At 69.5% G+C, this 21002-nt stretch carries 22 protein-coding genes; 1 reads left to right on the forward strand and 21 read right to left on the reverse strand.

The features are described from left to right. Position 1: 1 nt before the first annotated feature. The 18 genes from fliS to CAP40_RS02060 form a co-directional block, all read right to left on the reverse strand. Positions 2–400: a flagellar export chaperone FliS gene (gene fliS, locus CAP40_RS01975; RefSeq protein ID WP_086127671.1), complete on the reverse strand. Its 399-nt coding sequence runs from the start codon at positions 398–400 to the stop codon at positions 2–4. After that, positions 400–1806, reverse strand: a complete 1407-nt coding sequence (fliD, locus tag CAP40_RS01980) for a flagellar filament capping protein FliD (protein ID WP_086127672.1) — start codon at positions 1804–1806, stop codon at positions 400–402. Before fliD ends, fliS begins: the two co-directional genes overlap by 1 nt. 45 nt (positions 1807–1851) lie before the next feature. Next, positions 1852–2988, reverse strand: coding sequence for a flagellar biosynthesis protein FlhB (locus CAP40_RS01985; protein ID WP_086127673.1), 1137 nt, complete (start codon positions 2986–2988; stop codon positions 1852–1854). Next, a complete protein-coding gene (fliR, locus tag CAP40_RS01990) occupies positions 2988–3761 on the reverse strand; it encodes a flagellar biosynthetic protein FliR (protein ID WP_086127674.1) in 774 nt (257 codons plus the stop codon). Before fliR ends, CAP40_RS01985 begins: the two co-directional genes overlap by 1 nt. Positions 3762–3864: 103 nt before the next feature. Then, on the reverse strand, positions 3865–4134 hold the full coding sequence (gene fliQ / locus CAP40_RS01995) for a flagellar biosynthesis protein FliQ (RefSeq protein WP_086127675.1): 270 nt from the start codon (positions 4132–4134) through the stop codon (positions 3865–3867). A 5-nt stretch (positions 4135–4139) separates the two neighbouring features. Beyond that, positions 4140–4970, reverse strand: a complete 831-nt coding sequence (gene fliP, locus CAP40_RS02000) for a flagellar type III secretion system pore protein FliP (RefSeq protein WP_086127676.1) — start codon at positions 4968–4970, stop codon at positions 4140–4142. Continuing rightward, the gene (locus CAP40_RS02005; RefSeq protein WP_086127677.1) at positions 4967–5215 is read right to left on the reverse strand and encodes a flagellar biosynthetic protein FliO; all 249 of its coding nucleotides are present in this window, start codon (positions 5213–5215) and stop codon (positions 4967–4969) included. Before CAP40_RS02005 ends, fliP begins: the two co-directional genes overlap by 4 nt. 4 nt (positions 5216–5219) lie before the next feature. Further along, the gene (gene fliN, locus CAP40_RS02010; RefSeq protein ID WP_086127678.1) at positions 5220–5516 is read right to left on the reverse strand and encodes a flagellar motor switch protein FliN; all 297 of its coding nucleotides are present in this window, start codon (positions 5514–5516) and stop codon (positions 5220–5222) included. Continuing rightward, entirely contained in the window at positions 5513–6460 is a 948-nt protein-coding gene (locus CAP40_RS02015) for a flagellar motor switch protein FliM (RefSeq protein ID WP_086127679.1), read from the reverse strand. The genes fliN and CAP40_RS02015 overlap by 4 nt, the downstream gene beginning before the upstream one ends. 6 nt (positions 6461–6466) lie before the next feature. Further along, a complete protein-coding gene (gene fliL, locus CAP40_RS02020) occupies positions 6467–7090 on the reverse strand; it encodes a flagellar basal body-associated protein FliL (protein ID WP_086128402.1) in 624 nt (207 codons plus the stop codon). Positions 7091–7108: 18 nt separating this feature from the next. Continuing rightward, the gene (locus CAP40_RS02025) at positions 7109–8614 is read right to left on the reverse strand and encodes a flagellar hook-length control protein FliK (RefSeq protein ID WP_086127680.1); all 1506 of its coding nucleotides are present in this window, start codon (positions 8612–8614) and stop codon (positions 7109–7111) included. Positions 8615–8649: 35 nt separating this feature from the next. After that, complete coding sequence (locus CAP40_RS02030; protein ID WP_086127681.1) at positions 8650–9075, reverse strand: hypothetical protein; 426 nt, start codon at positions 9073–9075, stop codon at positions 8650–8652. A gap of 23 nt (positions 9076–9098) precedes the next feature. Next, positions 9099–10427: a FliI/YscN family ATPase gene (locus tag CAP40_RS02035; RefSeq protein ID WP_086127682.1), complete on the reverse strand. Its 1329-nt coding sequence runs from the start codon at positions 10425–10427 to the stop codon at positions 9099–9101. Continuing rightward, positions 10421–11152 carry a FliH/SctL family protein gene (locus CAP40_RS02040; RefSeq protein ID WP_086127683.1) on the reverse strand — a complete coding sequence of 244 codons (732 nt, stop codon included), beginning with the start codon at positions 11150–11152 and terminating at the stop codon, positions 10421–10423. Before CAP40_RS02040 ends, CAP40_RS02035 begins: the two co-directional genes overlap by 7 nt. Then, complete coding sequence (gene fliG / locus CAP40_RS02045; protein ID WP_086127684.1) at positions 11145–12161, reverse strand: flagellar motor switch protein FliG; 1017 nt, start codon at positions 12159–12161, stop codon at positions 11145–11147. Before fliG ends, CAP40_RS02040 begins: the two co-directional genes overlap by 8 nt. Further along, positions 12158–13840 carry a flagellar basal-body MS-ring/collar protein FliF gene (gene fliF, locus CAP40_RS02050; RefSeq protein ID WP_086127685.1) on the reverse strand — a complete coding sequence of 561 codons (1683 nt, stop codon included), beginning with the start codon at positions 13838–13840 and terminating at the stop codon, positions 12158–12160. The genes fliG and fliF overlap by 4 nt, the downstream gene beginning before the upstream one ends. 3 nt (positions 13841–13843) lie before the next feature. Beyond that, the gene (fliE, locus tag CAP40_RS02055) at positions 13844–14212 is read right to left on the reverse strand and encodes a flagellar hook-basal body complex protein FliE (protein ID WP_086127686.1); all 369 of its coding nucleotides are present in this window, start codon (positions 14210–14212) and stop codon (positions 13844–13846) included. Further along, positions 14209–15468, reverse strand: a complete 1260-nt coding sequence (locus CAP40_RS02060) for a sigma-54-dependent Fis family transcriptional regulator (RefSeq protein ID WP_086127687.1) — start codon at positions 15466–15468, stop codon at positions 14209–14211. The genes fliE and CAP40_RS02060 overlap by 4 nt, the downstream gene beginning before the upstream one ends. A 223-nt stretch (positions 15469–15691) precedes the next feature. On the opposite strand from CAP40_RS02060, the gene CAP40_RS02065 reads away from it, so the two are divergent. Continuing rightward, on the forward strand, positions 15692–16576 hold the full coding sequence (locus CAP40_RS02065) for a flagellin (protein ID WP_086127688.1): 885 nt from the start codon (positions 15692–15694) through the stop codon (positions 16574–16576). 153 nt (positions 16577–16729) lie between these two features. On the opposite strand, the gene CAP40_RS02070 is transcribed toward CAP40_RS02065, so the two are convergent. The 3 genes from CAP40_RS02070 to flhA form a co-directional block, all read right to left on the reverse strand. Next, entirely contained in the window at positions 16730–18085 is a 1356-nt protein-coding gene (locus tag CAP40_RS02070) for a M28 family metallopeptidase (RefSeq protein ID WP_086127689.1), read from the reverse strand. Positions 18086–18155: 70 nt separating this feature from the next. After that, positions 18156–18920, reverse strand: coding sequence for a sigma-70 family RNA polymerase sigma factor (locus CAP40_RS02075; protein ID WP_256923975.1), 765 nt, complete (start codon positions 18918–18920; stop codon positions 18156–18158). Continuing rightward, the gene (gene flhA / locus CAP40_RS02080; protein ID WP_086127691.1) at positions 18917–20998 is read right to left on the reverse strand and encodes a flagellar biosynthesis protein FlhA; all 2082 of its coding nucleotides are present in this window, start codon (positions 20996–20998) and stop codon (positions 18917–18919) included. Before flhA ends, CAP40_RS02075 begins: the two co-directional genes overlap by 4 nt. Between the last annotated feature and the right edge of the window lie 4 nt (positions 20999–21002).

Raw genomic sequence — 21002 nt, forward strand, 5'->3', positions numbered from 1 at the left:
CCTAGGACGCCTTCAGGCTGCTCCAGGCGCGGGCGATCTCGTCCAGGCTGTTCGCCGCCTCGCGGAAGGGCGCCGGATCGGTGCCGGTGGCGGCCTGCAATATCTCGCCGCACAGGCCGTGGTAGAAAGTGGCGAGCGTCCGGGCGACTTCGCCGCCACGGTCGAAGTCCAGCCCCGCTTCCAGCGCGAAGAGGATCGCGGTGGCCCGCGCCACGCGCTCGCCCCGCACCGAATAGTTGCTGCGCTCCACCGCCCAGGCCGCCGTGCGCAGCGCCGCGATGCCTTCTTCGTAGAGCAGGCCGACCAGCGCATGCGGATCGCCGCCGGCAGTGCGACCGACGATATCGATCTGGCGATAGGTATCGGCAGGGTTGGCGGCGAGCGCCGAGGCGTACCGCATCAGCTCTTCGCGTTCCAGGAATCGATCTGCTGCTTGAGGAAGGTCTGGGTCGACTTGTAGGCCGCCACCTTCGCATCCATCGCCGCGAACTGCTGGGTCATGCGGTCGCGCATCTTCTGGGTATCCGCCGCGACCTTCGCCTTCTCGTCCGCGAGACCGTCCTGCGCCTTGGCGTATTTGTCGGCGCTCGCGCCCAGGCCGGTCTTGGAGTTGGTGGCGATCGCCGCGACGTCGGAAAGCGCCTTGGTGAGGCCGGCATTCTCCGTGAACATCTTCTCGACGTCGTTGGGATAGGTGGTCAGCACCTTGGACAGGCGCGCGGTATCGAGGCTGAGCGTGCCGTCGCGATTGGTCTTCACGCCGATATCGGCGAGCGCGGAGGGCACGTTCTTGCCCGCGCCGGGAACGAGCGTGCCGAGCGTCAGCCGCTTGAGCTGCTGGAGCAGCTGCTTCGCCGCCGGATCGGACTTGAGCGGGCCGTTGATCGGATCGGTCGCCTCCTGCACCGCCTTGAACACCTGGTTGTAGGTCTCGACGAAATTGGCCACCGCCTGGCTGATCGCGGCGGTCGGCGAACTGGCGCCGATCATCACCTTGGTGCCGACCGAGGCGGAGACCAGGTCGATCCGCGCGCCGGGAATCATCGTGGTGATGCTGTTCGTCGGATACTTCGCCTCGACGCCGTCGAGCGCGACCCGGGCATCCTGCGCGGCCGCGTTGATCGTCGATCCGCCGGCACCGGGGCCGACCGCGAGCTGGGCAAGGCCGTCGGTGCCGCTCAGCGTGAAGGCCTGGGACGAGCCGGTCCCGCTCTTGAGCACCAGCCGGGCGCCGTTCGAATCGCTCAGGATCGTCGCGGTGACGCCGGCCTTCTTCGCGTTGATCGCGGCGGCGACATCCGAAAGCGTCGCGTTGGGCGAATCGATGGTGATGTCGATCGGCGCGGCCGTGCCGGCGGTGAAGCCGGTCATCGCGCCATCTGCCACCGTCGCAGTGCCGAAAGTGAGGGTGAGCGTGCCCGGCCCCACCACCGAGCCGCTGCCGCCGCCAAAGGACGGCGAGCTGGAGACCTGGCCCTGGGCGAGCTGGCGCACCTCCATGGTCGCGCTCAGCCCGGCGAGGTCGGCGCCCGACAGGCGCGTGATGCCGAGGATGCCGGTGTTCGAGCTGGTCGGCTGGGTCGCGAGCGAACCCGAGCTGGTGAGCGACGCGAGCGCCGAGGCGAAATCGGTGATGTTGCTCTTGATCGTCCCCACGGTGGAAATCTGCGTGGTGAGCGCGGTGCCCTTGTTGGTGAGCGCCTGGTTCTTGTTGGCGAAGCTGTTGTCGACGAGCGACTGGACCAGCGCGGTGATGTCGATCCCCGATCCGGTGCCCAGCGTCTTTGCGATCGATTCGACGGCCATCTCGTCCCCCTGCTCTCCCGGTAAACGGCCATTGCGGCCGCGCCTTTAGTGCGTGCGCGCCTGTTTCAGGCCGTTCTCGTCGAAAAGTGCCGTCTCGGGCACCGTGATCGCCGGCTGGACCGCACCGGCGCGGCGGCTGACCTGGAAGACGAAGGCGAGCACCGTCGCCACCGCCATGTAGAGATCGTCGCGGATCTCCTGATTCTCGCGGCTGGTATAATAGACCGCGCGGGCGAGCTGCGGATATTCGAGGACCGGCACGTCGAGCTCGCCGGCCAGCTCGCGGATCGCCAGCGCAGTGGCGCCGCGCCCCTTGGCCACCACCACCGGCACCTGGTCCCTGCCCTGTTCGTAGCGCAGCGCCACGGCGAAGTGGGTCGGGTTGGTGATCACCACATGCGCGGTCTCCACCGCCTTGCGGAAGCCGCCCTTCAGGATCTGGCGCTGGCGCTGGCGCTGCGCCGCCTTGGCCTCGGGCGAACCTTCGCTTTCCTTGTGCTCGTCCTTCACTTCCTGCTTGGTCATGCGCAGCCGGTTCATGTGCCGGAGGATCTGGATCGGCAGGTCGATGCCGGCGATCAGCATCAGCCCGCCGGCCATGACGAAGAGCAGCATCAGGAATTCGCCGCCCATCGCCCCGATCGCACCGTGCAGATCGGCCTCGACCAGCCCGAGCGAGCGGCGCGTGAGCGACCAGAGCAGCCAGGTGCCGATGCTGCCGAGCAGCACCACCTTGAGCAATGCCTTGCCCATCTCGATCCAGCCGGTGGGGCCGAAGATGCGCTTGAGGCCCGAGCCCGGATTGATGCGCGACGCCTTGGGCGCGAACAGCTTGGAATTCCAGCGCAGCCCGGCGAGCCCGGCATGGCTGAGCACCGCGCCCGCCACCGCGACGAGCAGCAGCCCGCCGATCGGCAGTGCGAGCTTCCAGCCCGCCTCGGCCAGCGGGCGCCAGGGCTCGAAATCCTCGATATCGGCGCGCCCGAAGCTGAAGCTGCCGACCATCACTTCCTTGCAGGCGCGGATGAGCGCCGGCCCCAGCATCGCCATCCAGGCGCAGCCGAGCAGCACGATCAGCGCGGTGCCGAAATCCTTCGAACTGAGGATCTGGCCTTCGTCCGCGGCCTTGCGCTTGCGCTTGGGTGTCGGGGCTTCCGTCTTTTCGCCGCCGGACTCGGACATCAGCCGAGCACCAGCTGCGGCATCATCGCGAGCGCCTCGCGGATGATGACGACGAGATAATCCCCCATGGCGGGCAGCGCGAGCAGCAGCGCGACCACGCCGAACAACAGGCTGGCGGGCAAGCCCACCGCGAACAGGTTGAGCGCGGGCGCCGCGCGGCTCAGCATGCCGACGATCAGGTTGAGGCAGAGCAGCAGGAAGCCGATCGGCAGCGAGAGCAGCAGCCCGGCCAGGAAGGTGTAGCCGCCGAACATCGCGATGCCGAGCAGCCGCTCGGGCGCGATCCAGGCGCCGGGCGGCATCACCTGATAGCTGCGCACGACCAGGTCGACGAGGACGAGATGCCCGTCGAGCGAGAGGAAGATCAGGGTCAGCATCAGCGACAGGAAGGTGCCGATCGCCGGCGTCGCATGGCCGCTAGCCGGGTCCACCGCATTGGCGAAGCCCAGGCCCATCGACATCGAGATCACTTCGCTCGCCACCATCGGCGCGGCAAAGGCGACCTGGAGCACGAAGCCCATCGCAAGGCCGATCAGCGCTTCCGCCGCGATGGCGAGGAAGGTGGCGAGCGAGAAGATCTCGGCGGGCGGCGCGATGTGCGCGACGTTCATCACGAGCACGCCGATCGCGCCGGTGAGCGCGATGCGCGCGGGCAGCGGGATCGCCACCGCGCTGAACACCGGCGCGGCGACGAAGGCCGCGCCGATCCGCACCATGGCGAACAGCAGCGCCCAGAGCTGCGGCTCGATCGAGAGGCCGAAGCCCATCAGCATCCGTTCCCCTTCCGCTTGCGGGAGGGGCTAGGGGAGGGGATGAATGAAAGCCGGAAGAGTAACAGCCCCTCCCCCGCCCCCTCCCACAAGCGGAAGGGGAGTTTCACTTCACCAGGTCCGGGATGCGCTCGAAGATGCTCGTGGTGAAATCGCCGAGCAGCCCCATGATCATCGAACCGAAGATGATCAGGCTGAGGGCGACCACGATCAGCTTGGGCACGAAGGTGAGCGTCTGCTCCTGGATCGACGTGGCCGCCTGGACCATGCCGAGCACCAGGCCCGCGAGCAGCGCCGGCACCAGGATCGGCGTGGCGGCAAGCGCCAGCACCCACATCGCCTCGCGGCCGACGGTGAGGAAATAATCGGCGTCCATGGCGGCTAACTCACGAAGCTGGAGGCGAGCGAGCCCATCGTCAGCGCCCATCCGTCGACCAGGACGAAGAGCAGCAGCTTGAAGGGCAGCGAAATGATCGTCGGCGACATCATCATCATGCCCAGCGCCATCAGCACGGTGGCGACGACGAGATCGATGACGATGAAGGGCAGGAAGATGAGGAAGCCGATCTGGAAGGCGGTCTTGAGTTCGCTCGTCACGAAGGCGGGCAGCAGCACCGAGAAGGGCACGTCCTGCGGCTTGGCATAGGGGCCGCTCTTCGCGAGCCCGGCGAACAGGGTGACGTCCTTGGTGCGGGTCTGCTTGATCATGAAGCCGTGCAGCGCCTCGCCCGACTTGGCGATCATCTCGCTCGCGCCGATCTTGCCGGCCGAATAGGGCTGGATCGCGTTGGCGTTCATGGTGGTGAGCGTCGGCGCCATCACGAAGAAGCTAAGGAACATCGCCAGGCCGATCAGCACCTGGTTGGGCGGCGTCTGCTGGAGGCCGAGCGCCTGGCGCAGCAGCGCCAGCACGATGATGATCCGGGTGAAGCTGGTCATCATCAGCAGGATGCCCGGCAGCACCGTGAGCAGGCCCATGATGATGAGGACCTGGAGCGACAGGCTGAGCGGCGCGTTGCCGCCGCCCAGATCGCCGAGCGCGCGGTCGACCGCGTCGCCCACGCCCGGCGTGGCGACCGGGGCGGGCGCGACCGGCGCCGCGCCCTGCGCGAAGGCCGGGAAGGCGAAGAGCACCAGGAAGGCGAGCAGCCCGATGAACAGGGCCGCCCGCCCGCCGACCGTGCGCGGCGCCGGGATCAGCGCCCGCGTCATTGCTGCTTGTCCACCAGGGTGACGCCGCTGCGGCTCACCGAGACGAGCAGCTTCTGCCCCTCGAACTCGATGACGGCGAGGCGCAGGCCGGGGGAGAGCAGCATCGTCTCCTTGAGCTGCACCATGCGGGTCTGCTGGTTCCTGGGCAGCCGCGATTCGAGCTTGCGCCAGGCATAGAGGCAGCCGACCAGCAGGCCGCAGACGAGCGGCAGCAGCACGATCAGCTTGAGGATGTACCAGGTCATGGGATCAGCGGCCCGCGCGCTTGTCCGGGCTGACCAGCTCGGTCATCCGCACGCCGAACTTCTCGCCGACCGTGACCACTTCGCCGCGCCCGATCAGCGTGCCGTTGACGAACACGTCGAGCAGCTCGTTGGCCTCGCGATCGAGCTCGATCACGCTGCTCTCGCCCAGCGCGAGCAGCTCGCGCAGCGTCAGCCGGGTCGAGCCGATCTCGACGGTCAGCTTGACGTCGACGTCCTGCAGCAGCCGGAAATTGGCGGCGACGGCAGTGTCGACCTGGAATGCGGCCGTCATGTCGTTCATTGGAAGTCCTCTGCGTTGATCGGTTCGAGCGAAGTGAGGCGGACGGCCGCGCGGCCGTTGGCGGTGCCGACAAGGCCGGTGCCCAGGCGGCGCTTCGCCACCATCACCGGAACCTCGGGACCGAAATCGATCGGGATGACATCGCCTTCCTTGAGCTCGAGCAGGCGGCCGAGCGGCATGGTCGGTTCGGCGAGCACCGAGCGGACGGGCAGCGTGACCGCCATCACCGCACGGGTGAGGCCCGAGCGCCATTCGGGCTCCACCTCGTCCTTGTTGCCATGGACCTTGACCATCAGCGCGGCGCCGTGCGGCTTCAGCGCGGCGACGGGATAGAGGATGTCGACGAAATGCGGCCGGCCCTCGCCCTCGGCCAGGCCGAAGCGCGTGACGACGACCGGATCGTCCGCGCCGAAATCGGGCGCGGCGGCGAGATTGGGCGCGGCTTCGGCGCGGAAGGCGATGCGCGAGAGCGGCTCCCAGGCCCGGTCAAGCAGCAGCGTGGCCGACTGGGCAAGCCGGCCGACCAGGGCCTCGGCGGACGGCGTGAACTCGCCGGGCAGCGGATGCGGCGCTTCGCCGTCTCCGCCGAAAAAGGCATCCAGCATCTCGAAGACCAGCCCCGCCTCGAGCACGAACTGCGCGCGGGCGCGGGCATTGCCCATCGCCAGCGGCTGCCAGGCCGAAAGCGTGGCCCCGCGCTCCGCCTTGTAGTCGGCGAAACGCTGGACCGAGAGCGGCTCGGCCCAGACGCGCAGATCCTTGCGCAGCAGCCCCTCAAAGGCACCCTTGAGCGACTTGGCCAGCCGCGCGCTCAGATGCTGCAGCGTGACGAGGTCGCCGAACGGATTCAGGTTGGCCGTCCCCAGCGCCGGCGCGTGCTCCGCGCTGGCTCGGGGGCGTTCCCGCCGTTCGGCCGTGCCGTCTGATGAAGGGCTGTTAACCATGCCCGTTCACTGAACAATGAAATTGGTAAAGTAGACGTTACTAACCCCGCCAAAGCCTTCCTTTTCCTTCAGGACGCCGTTGATCGCCTTGGCCAGGCGGTCCTGGATGTGGCGCTTTCCCTCGGCGGTGAACACTTCGTCCTCGGTCGTCTCGCCGAGCGCCATCAGCACGGCCGAGCGAATCGCGATCTCGTGCGTCTTGATGTTCTCGAGCACGCGCTCGTCATAGGGAGTCGACACCGCGATGCCGACCTGGACGAAATGGACGCTGTCCTGGAGGTTGGACGTGAATTCCTTCTCCATCGGATAATAGCTCGACGCATATTTGTCGCCGCCCTCGCCCTTGGGCGTGGGCTTGCCGCCATGGCCGGGGGCCTCGCCGCCTTCGCCGCCATGGCCGCCCTCGCCCCCTTCCTTCGCCGAGGCGCGCTTCTCCTCACTCTTGGGCACCAGCCGGGGCTCGTCATTCTGCTCGGCATGCGCAGTCGCGCTGAACCAGCCGGCCTGCATGCCGTAAAAGGCCGCCCCGCCGCCCCCGCCGAGCAGCAGCACCGGCAGGCCGACAAGCAGCAGCAGGTTCTTTTTCTTCTTCTTCGGCGCATCGGCGCTTTCGGTCTTGGCGTCGGACATCATCTATCTCCGGGGGTCTCAGGCGACCCGTTCGTCGTCATGGGTGGAAGCCTGTGCCTCGCGGCGCGCGGCAGGTGCCGCCAGAGGCTGGTGGCGGTTGGGAGCGGCGTCGTGGCGCTGGCCCTGCCCCGTCTGCGGATTGCCGGCGCCGGCGCCCATGCCGGTCGCGTTCGATTCGACGCTGGTCGAGCCGAGGCGGATGCCGCGCTGCTCCGCGATCTCCGCCAGCCTGGGCTGGGCGTCGGCGATCAGCTGGCGCGCGGCCTGGCTCTCGGTGTGGAACTGGACGTGGATGCCGGCATCGTCCTGGCGAATCGCGATATCGACCTTGCCCAGCGCCTCGGGCATCAGGCTGAGCCGGGTCTCGCGGGCCGGCGCGGCATCGCGCAGCGTCTCGATCCGGTCCATCATCTTCGCCGTCCATTGCTGGTGGCGCATGTCGAGCGCGGTATCCTGGTTCGCGCCGGCGGCGGAAACCGCCGCCGCGGTCTGGGTGCCGGTGGCCGGCGCGGCGAGCGTCGAGAGATCGGGCTGCGAATCCGCCGGCGTCCTGGCCGAAGCGCCGGGGCGGGCCGGTTCGAGCGCGGCGCCCGGCTGCAGCGTGGCGCCCTGTGGCGGAGCGGCAGGCGCTTCGCGCCGCCCCTGAGTCACATCGGCGATCGACACTTTCTGCGGCGGTGCCGGCCGGTCGAGCGTGATGCGCACCACCGGTGCCTCGGCAGCGGCGCGGCGGAGTTCGCGCGGTGCCGTGGCGAGCACGGGCTGCGGCGACACGGATCCCGGCGCATCGGCAGCTTTTGCCGGCTCTGCCTGCGCGACGGCGGCAGCGGCGATGTCGGCCGTGGCCGGATCGATGGGCGGATTACCGCGTGCGGCCCCGGGCGCCGGCACCGGGCGCGACGGGGCGGGCGCGATGGGCGGGGTTATCTCGGCACCGGGCCGACGCTGCACCGGAGCTTGCGCCGCCGCCTCGGGCTGCGACCTGGCATCCGGAGCGACCGGTGCGGCCGGCTTGGCGGCGACACGGGCATCGGCGCGATCGGTTTTCGCCTTGCCGTCCGGCGCCACGCCAGCCTCGGGGAGCGCGATCTCGCGAGGCGCCGGGGCCTTGCCGCCGGCATCTCCCGCCACCATCGGCAAGGGAGCATCGGCTTCGCGGCCTGGCTCGGGAGCAGGGGCCGGCGCCGGCGTGGTCGCGAACCAGGCAAAGGGCGGGGGCGGCGCATCCTCGGCAGTCGACGCGTCTTCCTGCTCGGCGTCCGAACCGGCACGCTCCCCGGCATCGCCATCCAGGCCGGGCACGGCATCCGGCAATTCCTTGCCGCCTTCGGCAGATTCCTGCCCCATCGGCAGCGGGATCGCCGCTTCGCCCGGTTTCCCCCGAACACCGATGGCGGGTGCCGCGATCTCCGGCATCAACGCATCCAGCGCCAGCGCGAAGCCGCCCGCATCCGCGGAAATCGCGGCGTTCGGCTTGACGGGCCCCACGGTGATGGCGGGAAGCGCGGTAGCGAGCTGGATCAAGTTCAGGTCCCCGTGACACTAGGTTCACGAGGTACTCAGCAAATATCGTGCCGGTTTCTGCCGAGGGGCGGCAGCTGCTCGAGCTCGCGCAGCGCCTTGAGCGCGGCATCGGCTTCGGCGCGCGTGATCAGCTTCTCGATCGCATTCTGGTCGCGGCGTGCCTCGCGCGTGGCGGCGCGCGCCATCTCCAGGCTCTGCTCGGCCACTTCGACGCGCTTCTCGGCGGCGAAGGCGGACTGGTGGAGCCGTTCGCGGAAATGCGCGGCGGCGGCCAGGCTCGAAGCCGATTCGGAAACGCTGGGCGCCGGCGCCACGTTCGCCGCCAGGTTGGCGATGCGATCGCGCAGCCGGGCTTCCTGGTCGACCTTGGCGAGCGCCCGCACTTCGTCGGCACGGACCAGGTCGAGCTGGAGCGTGCGGACGCGAAGCAGGCGGCCGAGCTTCTTCGCCGACCTAGGCATGCCGGATCCCCGCCGTCGTCAGATCAGCCATGGCCGAACACGCCGACCAGCTCGGCCACCGCATCGGGCAGGGTCACGATCTCATCGGCGCCCTGGCGGATATATTCCATCACCGCCGGATGGCAGGCGATCGCCGCGTCGATCTCCGGATCGGCACCGGCGCGATAGGCACCCATCAGCACCAGGTCGCGATTCTCCTCATAGGTGGCGAGGTGCCGGCGCAGCACGCGCGCGGCCGCCACATGATCCTTGGGCGCGATGTCGGTCATCACGCGGCTGACCGAGGGGCCCAGGTCGATCGCCGGATAGACGCCGCGCTCGGCGAGCGCGCGGCTCAGCACGATATGGCCGTCGAGGATCGAGCGGGCGCTGTCCACCACCGGATCATTGCCGTCGTCGCCATCGGCGAGCACGGTGTAGATCGCGGTGATCGAGCCGCCGCTGTGCACATCGGTGCCGGCGCGCTCGATCAGGCTGGGCAGCATGGCGATCGCCGAGGGCGGATAGCCGCGGGCCGAAGCCGGCTCGCCCAGCGCCAGGCCGATCTCGCGCCCGGCATGGGCGACGCGGGTGAGCGAATCCATGATCAGCAGCACCTTCTTGCCCTCGGCGCGGAACGCCTCGGCAATGGCGGTGGCGCGCAGCGCGCCGCGGATGCGGAGCACCGGGGAATGATTGGCCGGGACGGCGACGACGACCGAGCGCGCCCGCGCCTCGCCCGCCACCTTGGTCTCGAGGAAATCGGCGACTTCGCGGCTGCGCTCGCCGATCAGGCCGATGACGATCACGTCCGCCTGGGCCGCGCGGACCATCATGCCGAGCAGCACCGACTTGCCGACGCCCGAACCGGCCATGATGCCGACGCGCTGGCCCTGGCCGATCGTGAGCAGCCCGTTGATCGCGCGCACGCCGACATCGAGCGGCTCGAGCACCCGGCCGCGATCGAGCGGCGACTGGAGCTTGCCGGCGAGCGGCCATTTCCCCGCACCCCGGATCGGGCCGAGGCCGTCGATCGGCTTGCCCGAACCGTCGACCACCCGGCCCAGCATCGCGGCACCCACTTCGGCCCCGCCCGGCGCGCCGATCGGGCGGACGGGGGCGTTGGGCAGCAGCGCGGCGGGGCCGCCGAGATTCATCAGCAGCGTCTTGCCCGAACGGAAGCCGATCACTTCGGCCTCGACCCGGCTGGCGCCGTCGCCGATCGCGCAGACCGTGCCGACCGGCAATTGCAGCCCCACGGCCTCCATCAGCAGCCCGTCATAGGAAGCGAGCCGGCCGGAGATCCGCGGCCGGGCGACGAAGTCGCTGCGGCCAAGGCCTTCCAGATAGTCTTCGGTGAAGAGGTTCAGCATGCGGGCGGGATCGGCACGCGGTCGATCGCCTGGGCGAGCTGCTCGAGCCACAGGTCGGGGCCGTCCTCGACGATGGTCGAGGCGCTCTCGATCACGAAGCCGCCGCGCTGGACATGCGGATCGCCGACGGGGAAGACCGTGGCCGGCAGCTTGCCCTGGACGAAGGGGACGTCGTCGGGATGGAGGCGCAGCAGCGCGGATTCAGCGCTGTCGGCCAGCATGTCGACCGCGGCATGGATCCGCTGGGCGAGCACGTCCGGCGCGACGCCGACTTCGCCGACCAGCCTGGTGACGAGGTGGAGCACGGTCTGCCGCAATTGCCCGGCCATGCGCTCGCGATCGAAATGGGCGCCGCTGGCGAGCGCGGCCGAGATCTGGTCGAGCAGCGCGGTCTCGCGCGCCTTGGCGGCCTCGGCCTCGACGAGCGCCGCCGCATGTCCCTCGGCGAAGCCCGCCTCGTGCGCGGCCGCGATCGGATCGATGAACGCGCCATGCTCGGCGGGATGCTGGGCATCGGCAGTGAACGGATCCCAGCCCTCGGTGGGATTGGCTTCCGGATTGGCCGGCGCGAAGTGGCGCGGCTGGGCCGGCACTTCCTCGAACACGCGGCGGCCGATCCGGTCGACATCCGACGGCGCGAAGCCGGCACCGTCGCCAAAGGCGCGGGCCAGCACATGCCCGGCCGCACTGATCCGTCCGGCAAAGCCCGGCGAGAAATCAGACATAGTCGTCGTCCCCGCCCTTCGACGGCATCTGGATCGTGCCGTCCTTCACCAGGCCGCGCGCGATCGCGATCATCGCCTTCTGGGCATCGAGCACATCGGCCATCTTCATTGGCCCCAGCGATTCGATCTCGTCGCGGATGCCGTCGGCCGCGCGGCTCGACATGCAGCCGAGGAACCGGCCGCGAACCTCTTCCTCGACGCCCTTGAGCGACTTGACCAGGATCGTGGTGTCGATGTTGCGAATGAGCGTCGACAGGTTCTTGTCGTCGAGTTCGAGCAGGTTGTCGAAGACGAACATCGCTTCCTCGATCGCGCGGGCAACCTCGCGATCGATCTTGGCCAGCTTGGGCATGACGCGCTGCTCGGTGATCTTGCGCGCGCCGGAGAGTATCTTCGCCGCCTCGCGCGTGCCGCCGAGCTGGAGCCCGCCGCCGGACTTGCGCCCGCCCATGCCGGCGCGGCCCTGGAGCATCGTCTTCAGCGTCTCGATCGCCTCGGGCGGGATCGGCCCCAGCTTGGCGATGCGGCGCAGGATCTGCGGCTGCGCCGCTTCGGGCAGGTGCTCGAACACCTTGGCGGCGATATCGGGGTCGAGATTGGCGAGCAGCACCGCCGCGATCTGCGGATGCTCCGCCTCGATCATCCCGGCGATCTCCTCGGGCTCGAACCAGTCGAGCCATTCGATCGCGGCGACCTGGCTGGCCGGCATCACCCGGGCAAGGACGCCCGAGGCGCGCTCGGGGCCCAGCGCCCTGGTCATGATGCTTTCGATCTTCGGCGCCGGATCGAACGTGACGCCGGTGCGCTCGCGCGCCTTGAAGACGAAATCGTCCAGGACGATCTCGACCTCGGCTTCGCTGACGTCCGCCACGTTGAACATCGCCTTGCCGAGCTGGCGCACTTCCTCCGGATCGAGCTTCTGGAGGATCGCCGCGGCTTCCTCCTCGCCCACCAGCATCATCAGGACCGCGGCGCGCTCGACACCGTTGAAGCTGCGGATGGCGTTCATTGCGCGTCCGCCTTGATCATGTCGCGGACCGCCAGGGCGGCGCGCGCGGGATTGTCGCGGGTGAAGCCGCGGACCAGGCCAACCCGCTCGTCATAGCTGTTATGGGCGCCTTCGAGCATGTCGATCGAGACGGGCGGCGCGCCGCGGCCGCCTTCCTCGCCGGCGGCACCGCCCATCGACAGCGCCGGGCGATTGCCCGCGGCCGGCTCCTCGCGCTTCTTGAGCAGCGCCTTGGTGAGCGGACGGACGCCCAGGAACAGGACGAGCAGCGCGATGACCAGCGCCGTCGCGTTGCGCGCGGCGAGCGGCACCCAATTTGCCTCGTACCAGGCCGGGCCCTTGTCGGCCGCATCGGCGGCGGTGGTGAATTTGCGGCTGATCACCGTCACCTGGTCGGCACGGCCCGGATTATAGCCCATCGCGGCCTGGACCAGCTGGGTGATCTGCTGGATCTCCACCGTCGAGCGCGGCTTGCCCGGCTCCTCGCGCAGCAGCACCGCGACCGACAGGCGCTTGATGCCGCCCGGCGCCTGGCGCGTCACGGAAACCTGCTTGCCGGTCTGATAGGCGCGGGAGAAGCTGTCGCTCTGCTTCTGCGGCGTGGCCTGGCTCGCGCCGGCGGCGGCAGCGGTGCCGGCAGCGGGCGCCGCGCCGGGCGTCGGCTGCGCATTGGGCGCGGCGACGGTGCTGGCGGGCGGCGGGGTGTTGGAGAGCGCGCCGGGAATGCCGCCGGGCGCGTTGCCGTCCTTGCTGCCGGTCCAGGCGCCCTGCTCGGCCGCGAGCACCGCGCCTTCCTTGTCATAGCTCTCGCGCGTCGCCTGGTTCTCGTCCAGGTCGACATCGGCCTGCACTTCGGCAGTGAAGTTGCCGGCGCCGACCAGCGGCGTCAGCAGCTGGACGAGCTGCTCGCGATATTTGTCCTCGATGCGGCGCTGATAGTCGATGCGGGCGTCGCCGGCAGAATTGGCCTCGTTGCCCTTCTTGGAGAGCAGGGCGCCCATCTGGTCGACGATGGTGACGCTTTCCGGCGTCATGCCGGGCACCGACGAGGCGACGAGATTGACGATCGCACGGGTCTGCGCATCGCCCAGCGCACGGCCGGGCTGGAGCTTGACGATCACCGAGGCGGTGGGCACCGCCTTGTCGCGGACGAAGACGCTGGCCTCGGGCGTGGCGAGATGGACGCGCGCCTCGGCGACCGAATCGATCTCCTCGATCGAGCGGGCCAGCTCGGTCTCGCGCGCCTGGCGCAGGCGCTCGCCCTCGACGGCGCGGGACACGCCCATCGGCAGCTGGTCGAGGATCTGGTAGCCGCCCGGCGCCGCCTTGGGCAGGTTCTGGCTGGCGAGCAGCATCCGCGCCTTGTGGAAATCATCCTCGGCGACGGTGATCGAGCCCGAGCCGTCGATGCTCGAGCGGATGCTCGCGCCCTGCAGCGCCGAAGTGATCGCCGCCTTGTCGGCATCGCTCACATTGGCGAACAGGATCCGCTGCGGCGGCGTCGAGACCAGCGACCAGGCCAGGAAGCCGGCGGCGACCAGGCCGATCAGGAAGAGGAGCGGCATCGCCCGTCGGACCGCGGGCTGCGCGAGCAGGCCCCGCATCTGGGCGAGCGGGGCGCCGAGCCGGCCGGCGGCGGGCGGGATGGGCGCATCGGTGGAGGTGAGGGCGTTGCTCATGGATTACACCGGCATGCTCATGATGTCCTTGTATGCGGACAGGAGTTTGTTGCGGACCTGCAGCGTCGCCTCGAAACCGACCGAGGCCTGCTGGCGGGCGAGCATCACCTTGGCGATGTCGACCGTCTCGCCGCGCTCATAGGCTTCGGAGAGCGCGCCGGCCTGGCTCTGGGCCTGGTTGACCTGCTTGAAGGCGTCTTCCATCGACGCAGCGAACGTCGCGGACTTGCTCCCCGACGCGCCCGTGACGGCACCGGCGGGCGTCTCGTTGGCCTTGGCGAGCGCGGCGTTGCGCTCGAGGATCTGGGCACGGAGCGCCAGGACCCGGTCGACGCTCATCGCGCCGCCGCCGATACCGTCGATACCGCTCATGCCGTGGCCCTCGCCTTACCCGCGTCGATGCTCTCGCCCTGCTCGCGCGCCTTGGCGAGGCGGTAGCGCAGCGTGCGCTCCGAGATGCCCAGCCGCTTCGCCGTCTCGATCCGGCTGCCGCCGCATTCGGCGAGCATTTCGCGGATCGCGGCGAATTCGTGGATCTGGACGATGTTGGAGAGCGTGCCCGCCGCCTCGATCTCGACGCGGCGCGTGGCGGGCCTGTCGAAGATCAGATGCTCGGGATCGATGGTGCGGCCGCCGCAGAGCAGCAGCGCGCGCTGGATGACGTTCTCGAGCTCGCGGACATTGCCCGGCCAGTCATGGCTGGCGAGCGCGTCGAGCGCCTCGTTCGAGATCCACGGCATCGCGCCGCGGCCGCCGGCATGGCGGACGACCATCGCGGCCGAAAGCGCGGCGATGTCGCCGGGGCGCTCGGCCAGCGCCTTGGTCGTCAGCGGGAAGACCGAAAGGCGGTAGTAGAGATCGGCGCGGAAGCGGCCGGCAGTGACTTCGCCCTGCAGGTCGCGATTGGCGCAGGCGATGACGCGGACGTCCACCTTCTCCGGCATGGTGCCCCCGATCGGCACCACTTCGCGCTCCTGCAGCACGCGCAGCAGCTTGGCCTGGAGGTTGAGCGGCATCTCGGCGATCTCGTCGAGCAGCAGCGTGCCGCCATGCGCGGCGCGGAAAAAGCCCTGGCCGCCCGACGAGGCGCCGGTAAAGGCCCCCTTCTGGTGGCCGAACAGCATCGCCTCGAGCATCGTCTCCGGCAGCGCGGCGCAGTTGAGGGCGACGAACGCGCCCTCGCGGCGCGTGGAGCCGTTGTGGATGGCGCGGGCAAGGACTTCCTTGCCGGTCCCGGTGGGGCCGTTGATCAGCACGGTGATGTCCGACGCGGCGACGCGCTCGGCCAGCGCCAGCAGCGCCAGGCTCTCGGGATCGGCGGCAACCGGCTCATGGGGGCCGCGCAGCAGCGCCGTGGCGAAGCCCGCGCCGACCGCGGCATCGTCCGCCGTGTAGGAGAGCCGGGCCGGATTGCCGTCGCCGAACGCGATCGCCTGGCGGCCTTCGTCGCCCAGGATCAGCGTGCGCGCCGCGGCCGGGGGCACCTCACCCTCGGCGACCAGGAACAGGTCATGGGCGGCGGGGCGCCCGTCCTCGCAGGTGCCGATCGCGAAACCCTGGGCGCGCAGCGACGAGACGAGAGCATATTTCTGGCGCAGCACTGCGGCGGACGGGACGATGGATCGCATTGGTTACCCCCTGAGACACCATCCTTTTGCCGCCGACTTGGTTAACGCCGCGTAAAATTGCGTGTCCCGCAGCAACCTTGGTCCGGGCGCGTCTACGCGTGCGTGCGTAGCGCCGAAATTTTTTGCTTAAGCCCGGCAGCGCGCGGCCGTTCCTTGGCTTGGCGGCTCCGGGCTCCCGTTCAGGGGGGACATGCGGGAAGCCGACGAGCATGGAGTAACGAACATGACTGTTATCTCGACCAACACCGCGGCGCTGCGCGCCGCCAATGCTTCGACCGGCGCCAACAAGGCGCTGAGCACGGCCATGGAGCGCCTGTCGACCGGCAAGCGCATCAACAGCGCGAAGGACGACGCCGCCGGCCTGGCGATCGCCTCGACCATGACCGCCTCGATCCGCGGCATGACCCAGGCGGTCCGCAACGCCAATGACGGCATCTCGCTGGCGCAGACCGCGGAAGGCGCGCTCAACGAAGTGACCAACATGCTGCAGCGCATCCGCGAGCTGGCGGTCCAGTCGTCGAGCGGCACCTATTCGGACGACGACCGCAAGAACCTGCAGGCCGAAGTCACGCAGCTGACCTCGCAGATCAAGGACGTGCTGACCAACACCAAGTTCAACGGCAACACGCTGTTCCAGATCGGCAAGCCGCCGGCGGATCCCGCGGCCCCGGCCGCCGGCGAAGTCGCCGCGAAGACCTTCTCGATCCAGACCGGCGCGGAATCGACCGACAAGATCACGATCAGCATCAACGCGCTCGACGTGGGCAGCATCGTGGGTGACGCCGCTGCCAATCCGGTCGTCCCGGCCCTTTCGGTCGGCACCTCGGGCAGCGCCGACACCGCCCAGGGCACCGTGGATACCGCGCTGAAGTCGGTCGCCACGCTCCGCGCCTCGCTCGGCGCCGCGCAGAGCCGCCTGGACTCGGTGGTCAACAACCTGACGACCAACGTCGCGAACCTGAGCGACGCCCGCAGCCGCATCGAGGACACCGATTATTCGGCGGAGACGACGGCGCTGGCCAAGGCCCAGATCCTCTCGCAGGCGTCGACGGCGATGCTCGCCCAGGCGAACCAGAGCCAGCAGTCGGTGCTCAAGCTGCTTCAGTAAGCGCGTGCCGGTCGGGGTGTCACCCCCCTGACAGGCACCAAGGCCGGTCACCCCTTCTTGCCGGAGGGGGCGCATGGGGAACCCCGGTGGTATCGACCGCCGGGGTTTTTCCCTGTCCGCCGTGGAGCCCGCCGCAGACCGCGCCGATGCTCCCTATTTCCCCTCGGGCTTGCCGCCGGGCTTCCATTGCGGCCTGGCATCGCTGTTGGCCAGCGCGCGCAGCGGCTCGACCAGCGACTGGATCGCCCGCGTCATGAACGCGATGTCGAGATTGGCCAGCGTGTCGTCGGGCGTGTGATAGGTCGGCGTGACCGCCCAGCCCGAGATGGTGTGCGCCACCACCCCGCGCACGGCCAGCGAGTAATTGTCCGAACGCTCGAAGAAACGCTGCTCGGGATAGGGATCGGCGGTGACCAGCGCGCCATGCGCCTTCAGCGTCTCGCCCAGAGTCGAGCGCTCGAACCCGGTCATCATCATCGTGCCGGCGGGCAGCTTGGGATCCTGCGCGCCGATCATCTCGATCTCGATATTGGCGACGATCTGGTCGAGCGGCACCGGCGGGTGATCGCCGAACCAGCTGGAGCCATAGCCGCCGATCTCCTCGCTGCCATAGGCGACGAACAGCAGCCCGCGCCGGGCCTGCTTCGCCGCCGCCATCGCCCGCGCCAGCTCGAGCACCGCCGTGGTGCCCGAGGCGTCGTCGTTCGCGCCGTGCATGATCGTGCCGTCGGGCTTGCGGCCCAGATGATCGAGATGCGCGGTGACCAGGATCACCCCCGCCTTGGGATCGCTGCCCGGCAGCCAGCCGATCGCATTGGTGGTGATCGCCTCCTCGCGCACCACCGGCAGGGCGAGCGCGACCGGGGCGCCGGCCTGAGCCACCGCCTTGTCGAAATCGGCCGAGGGCAATGTCGCGAAGGCGGCGTAGCTCGGCGGCGCCTTGCCCTCGAGCCCGGCGGGCATGCGCGGCTTGCCGCCCAGCGCCTTGGCCAGGCTGCGCGTCGCATCGTCCTCGCGCACGATCACCAGCTTCGCCCCTGCCGCGCTCGCGGCGCGGACCAGCGCCATGGGCGAGGCCTTGCCGCCGGTCACGAACAGCACCTGGGCATGCGGGATCTTCGCGAGATCGGCACCGTCGAACACCGCCGAGGTGCCGGAAATGCTCTCGGCCGCGCCGACCAGCACGGTGGGCGCGGCGGCCGGCCTGCCCGCGATCGTCAGCGTCGCCGGGCCGTTCAGCGCATAGCGGATCACCTTGGCGGGCTGGAGATAGCCGGCCATGCCCGGCGCCGGCCTGAGCCCATAGCCTTCGAACTGCGAGCCGACATAGGTGGCGGCGATCGCTTCGTCGCGGGTCGCGCTGCCGCGCCCCTGCAGCGCCTCGCTGGCGAGGAAGGATTCGTGCGCGCGCACCCATTCGGAGCGGACGGTCCATGCATCCTGGGCGAAGGCCGGCGACGCCAGCAGGCCGACGGTCATCGCGCCGGCCAGGAACAAATGCTTGGTCATGAAATCCCCCGAATGGTCCGAAGCGGGGATTTCTGCGGCAAGCGTCGAGGCGGCGCAAGCCGCGCGGCGATTAGCCGAGCCGGCGCGCCAGCCCCTTTTTCAGCCGCGCATGCGCCGATGCCTTGATCTGGCAGATGCGCGCCGCGCCCACGCCCAGGACCTGGCCGATCTCCTCGAGGTTCAGTTCCTCGACATAATAGAGCTGGATCACCTGCTGCTCCCGCTCGGGCAGTTCGGCGATCGCGGCGATCAGCGCCTCGCGCTGGTCGCTCTCCGCCAGCTGGTCGAAGGCGCTGGGTTCGTCGGACATGAACCAGGGGCTCTCGTCCGAATAGGTGTCGTCGATCGAATCGAAGCGCACCGCCTCGGCATTGGCATAGTCGGCGCGCAGCTTCTCCGGCGTCACGCCGAGCCGGGCCGCGAGCTGTTCGTCGTCGGGCGCGCGGCCCAGTTCATTGGTCAGCACCGATATCGCTTCCTGATAGGCCTTGCGCCGGCGCATCGCCCCGCGCGTGGTGGTCGCCTGGCGGCGCAGCTCGTCGATCATCGCGCCGCGCAGCCGGGTGGCGAGATATTGCTCGAAGGTCACCTGCCCGCGGTCCTCGAACCCCGCCGCCGCCTCGATCAGCGCGACCAGCCCGACCTGGATCAGGTCCTCCACCTCGACGAGCGAACTCATCGAGCCATGGATGTGCCAGGCGATGCGCCGGACCAGCGGCAGGTGCCTGCGCACCAGCGCTTCGGGATCGCGCCGCGGCGGCGTGGGCGTGTAGGTCAGGGGCGAAAGCGCCAGTGACGCCATGGCGTCGAGTTTCCCTGGAGTGAAAGCGTTCATGCGGGCAGCGCCTCCGGCGCGCCGATCACCGCGACGACTTCGACGGCCTTGTCCTCGGGCACTTCGAAGAAGCTCATCACCGGCGTGTCGGGCAGGACCGTCTTGATCAGCTTGCGGATCGCGACCCGGATCGAGGGCTGGACGACGAGCGCGAAGGGCTTGGCCTCGGCGATCAGCGGCTGGGCGGCGCGCTGCAGCGCCTCGGCGATGCGGCGGCCCAGATCGGGCTCGATCGTGTGCCGCTTCGACGGATCCGAGCGGACCGCCTGGCCGAGCAGCGCCTCCAGCTGCCCCTCGAGCGTCATCACCCGCAGCGGCTCGCGCACGCCGCACAGGCGCTGGATGATCAGCGGGCCGAGCTCGGGGCGGATCAGCTCCATCAGCTCGTCGGCATCCAGGGTCCGCTGCGCGGCGACGGCGATGGCGGCGGCGATGCGGCGGAACTCCTTGAGCGGAATGCTCTCGGCGAGCAGGCCGCGCAGCACCTGGGTGAGCGTGGTGAGCGGCACCGGCGCCGGGCAGAGCGCGGCGACGAGCTGGGCCGAACGCTCCTTGAGCCCGTCGAGCAGCGCCTGGACCTCGTCCGGGCCGAGCAGGTCCGACGCGTTCTGGATCAGGCACTGGTTGAGATGGGTGGCGACCACGGTGCCCGGATCGACGACGAGATAGCCAAGGCCGGTGGCGGCATCGGAATCGCCCTGGGCGATCCACAGCGCATCGAGCCCGAAGGTCGGATCCTTGACCGGCTTGCCGTCGAGGCGGCCCGAGGCCTGGCCGGTGTCGATCGCCAGCACCTCATCGGGCGAGACATTGTCCTCGGCGACGACGACGCCGCCGATGACGATGCGATAGGTGAAGGGCGCTAGGTTGATGTCGTCGCGCACGCGCACCTGGGGCACGACGAAGCCGAGCTCCTTGGAGAGCTGGCGGCGCACGCCGGTGATGCGGCCCATCAGCGGGCCGCCCCGCCGCTCGTCGACCAGCGGCACCAGGCCATAGCCGATGTCGAGCATCACCTGCATGTTGTCGGTCACTTCGTCCCAGCCGATCCGGGAAAGGTCGGCCGGCTCGGCCGGCGGCGCGGCGACGGGCTTGGGGCGGTTGGCGGCCCTGCGCAGGCGCCAGGCCGCAAAGCCGGCGGCGGCGGCGGCCGGCAGCATCAGGAAATGCGGCATGCCCGGGAAGACGCCGAGCAGGCCCAGGATGACGGCGACCGGCATCCAGGTCTTGTGGCTGGCGAACTGGGTGCCGATCTGGCCGGCCAGGTCGTGGCTCGACGCGACGCGGGTGACGATCGCCGCGGCGGCGATCGAGAGCAGCAGCGCCGGCACCTGCGCGACCAGCGCGTCGCCGATGGCGAGCAGCACATAGGTGGAGGCCGCCTCGCCCACCGCCATGTGATGGCTGGCGACGCCGAGGATCAGGCCGCCGATCACGTTGATCGCCAGGATCAGCAGGCCGGCGATCGCGTCGCCCTTCACGAACTTGGACGAACCGTCCATCGCGCCGTAGAAATCGGCCTCGGTCGACACTTCCTCGCGGCGCTTCCTGGCGTCGTCGGGCGTGATCAGGCCGGCATTGAGATCGGCGTCGATCGCCATCTGCTTGCCGGGCAGGGCATCGAGGGTGAAGCGCGCCGAGACTTCGGAGACGCGGCCCGCGCCCTTGGTGACCACGATCATGTTGATGATCACGATGACGGCGAACACCACCAGGCCGACGACATAGTCGCCGCCGATCATGAAGGTGCCGAACGCCTCGATCACATGGCCGGCGGCGCTTTCCCCTTCATGCCCGTGCACCAGCACCACGCGCGTCGAGGCGACGTTGAGGCCGAGGCGGAACAGCGTGGCGAACAGCAGCACGGTGGGGAAGGCTGAGAAGTCCAGCGGCTTCTGCGCGTTCAGCGCCACCATCAGCACCGCGAGGCTGATCATGATGTTGAGGATGAAGAAGGCGTCGAGCAGGAAGGCCGGGATCGGCACCACCATCAGCGCGACGAGCAGCAGGATCGCGCCGGGCAGCGCGAAGCTCTTCAGGGCAGGGCCGGTCCCTGCGGGAAGCGAGAGTGCGGACATGGGG

Source organism: Sphingomonas sp. IBVSS2 (assembly GCF_002127225.1).
Taxonomy (GTDB): domain Bacteria; phylum Pseudomonadota; class Alphaproteobacteria; order Sphingomonadales; family Sphingomonadaceae; genus Sphingomonas.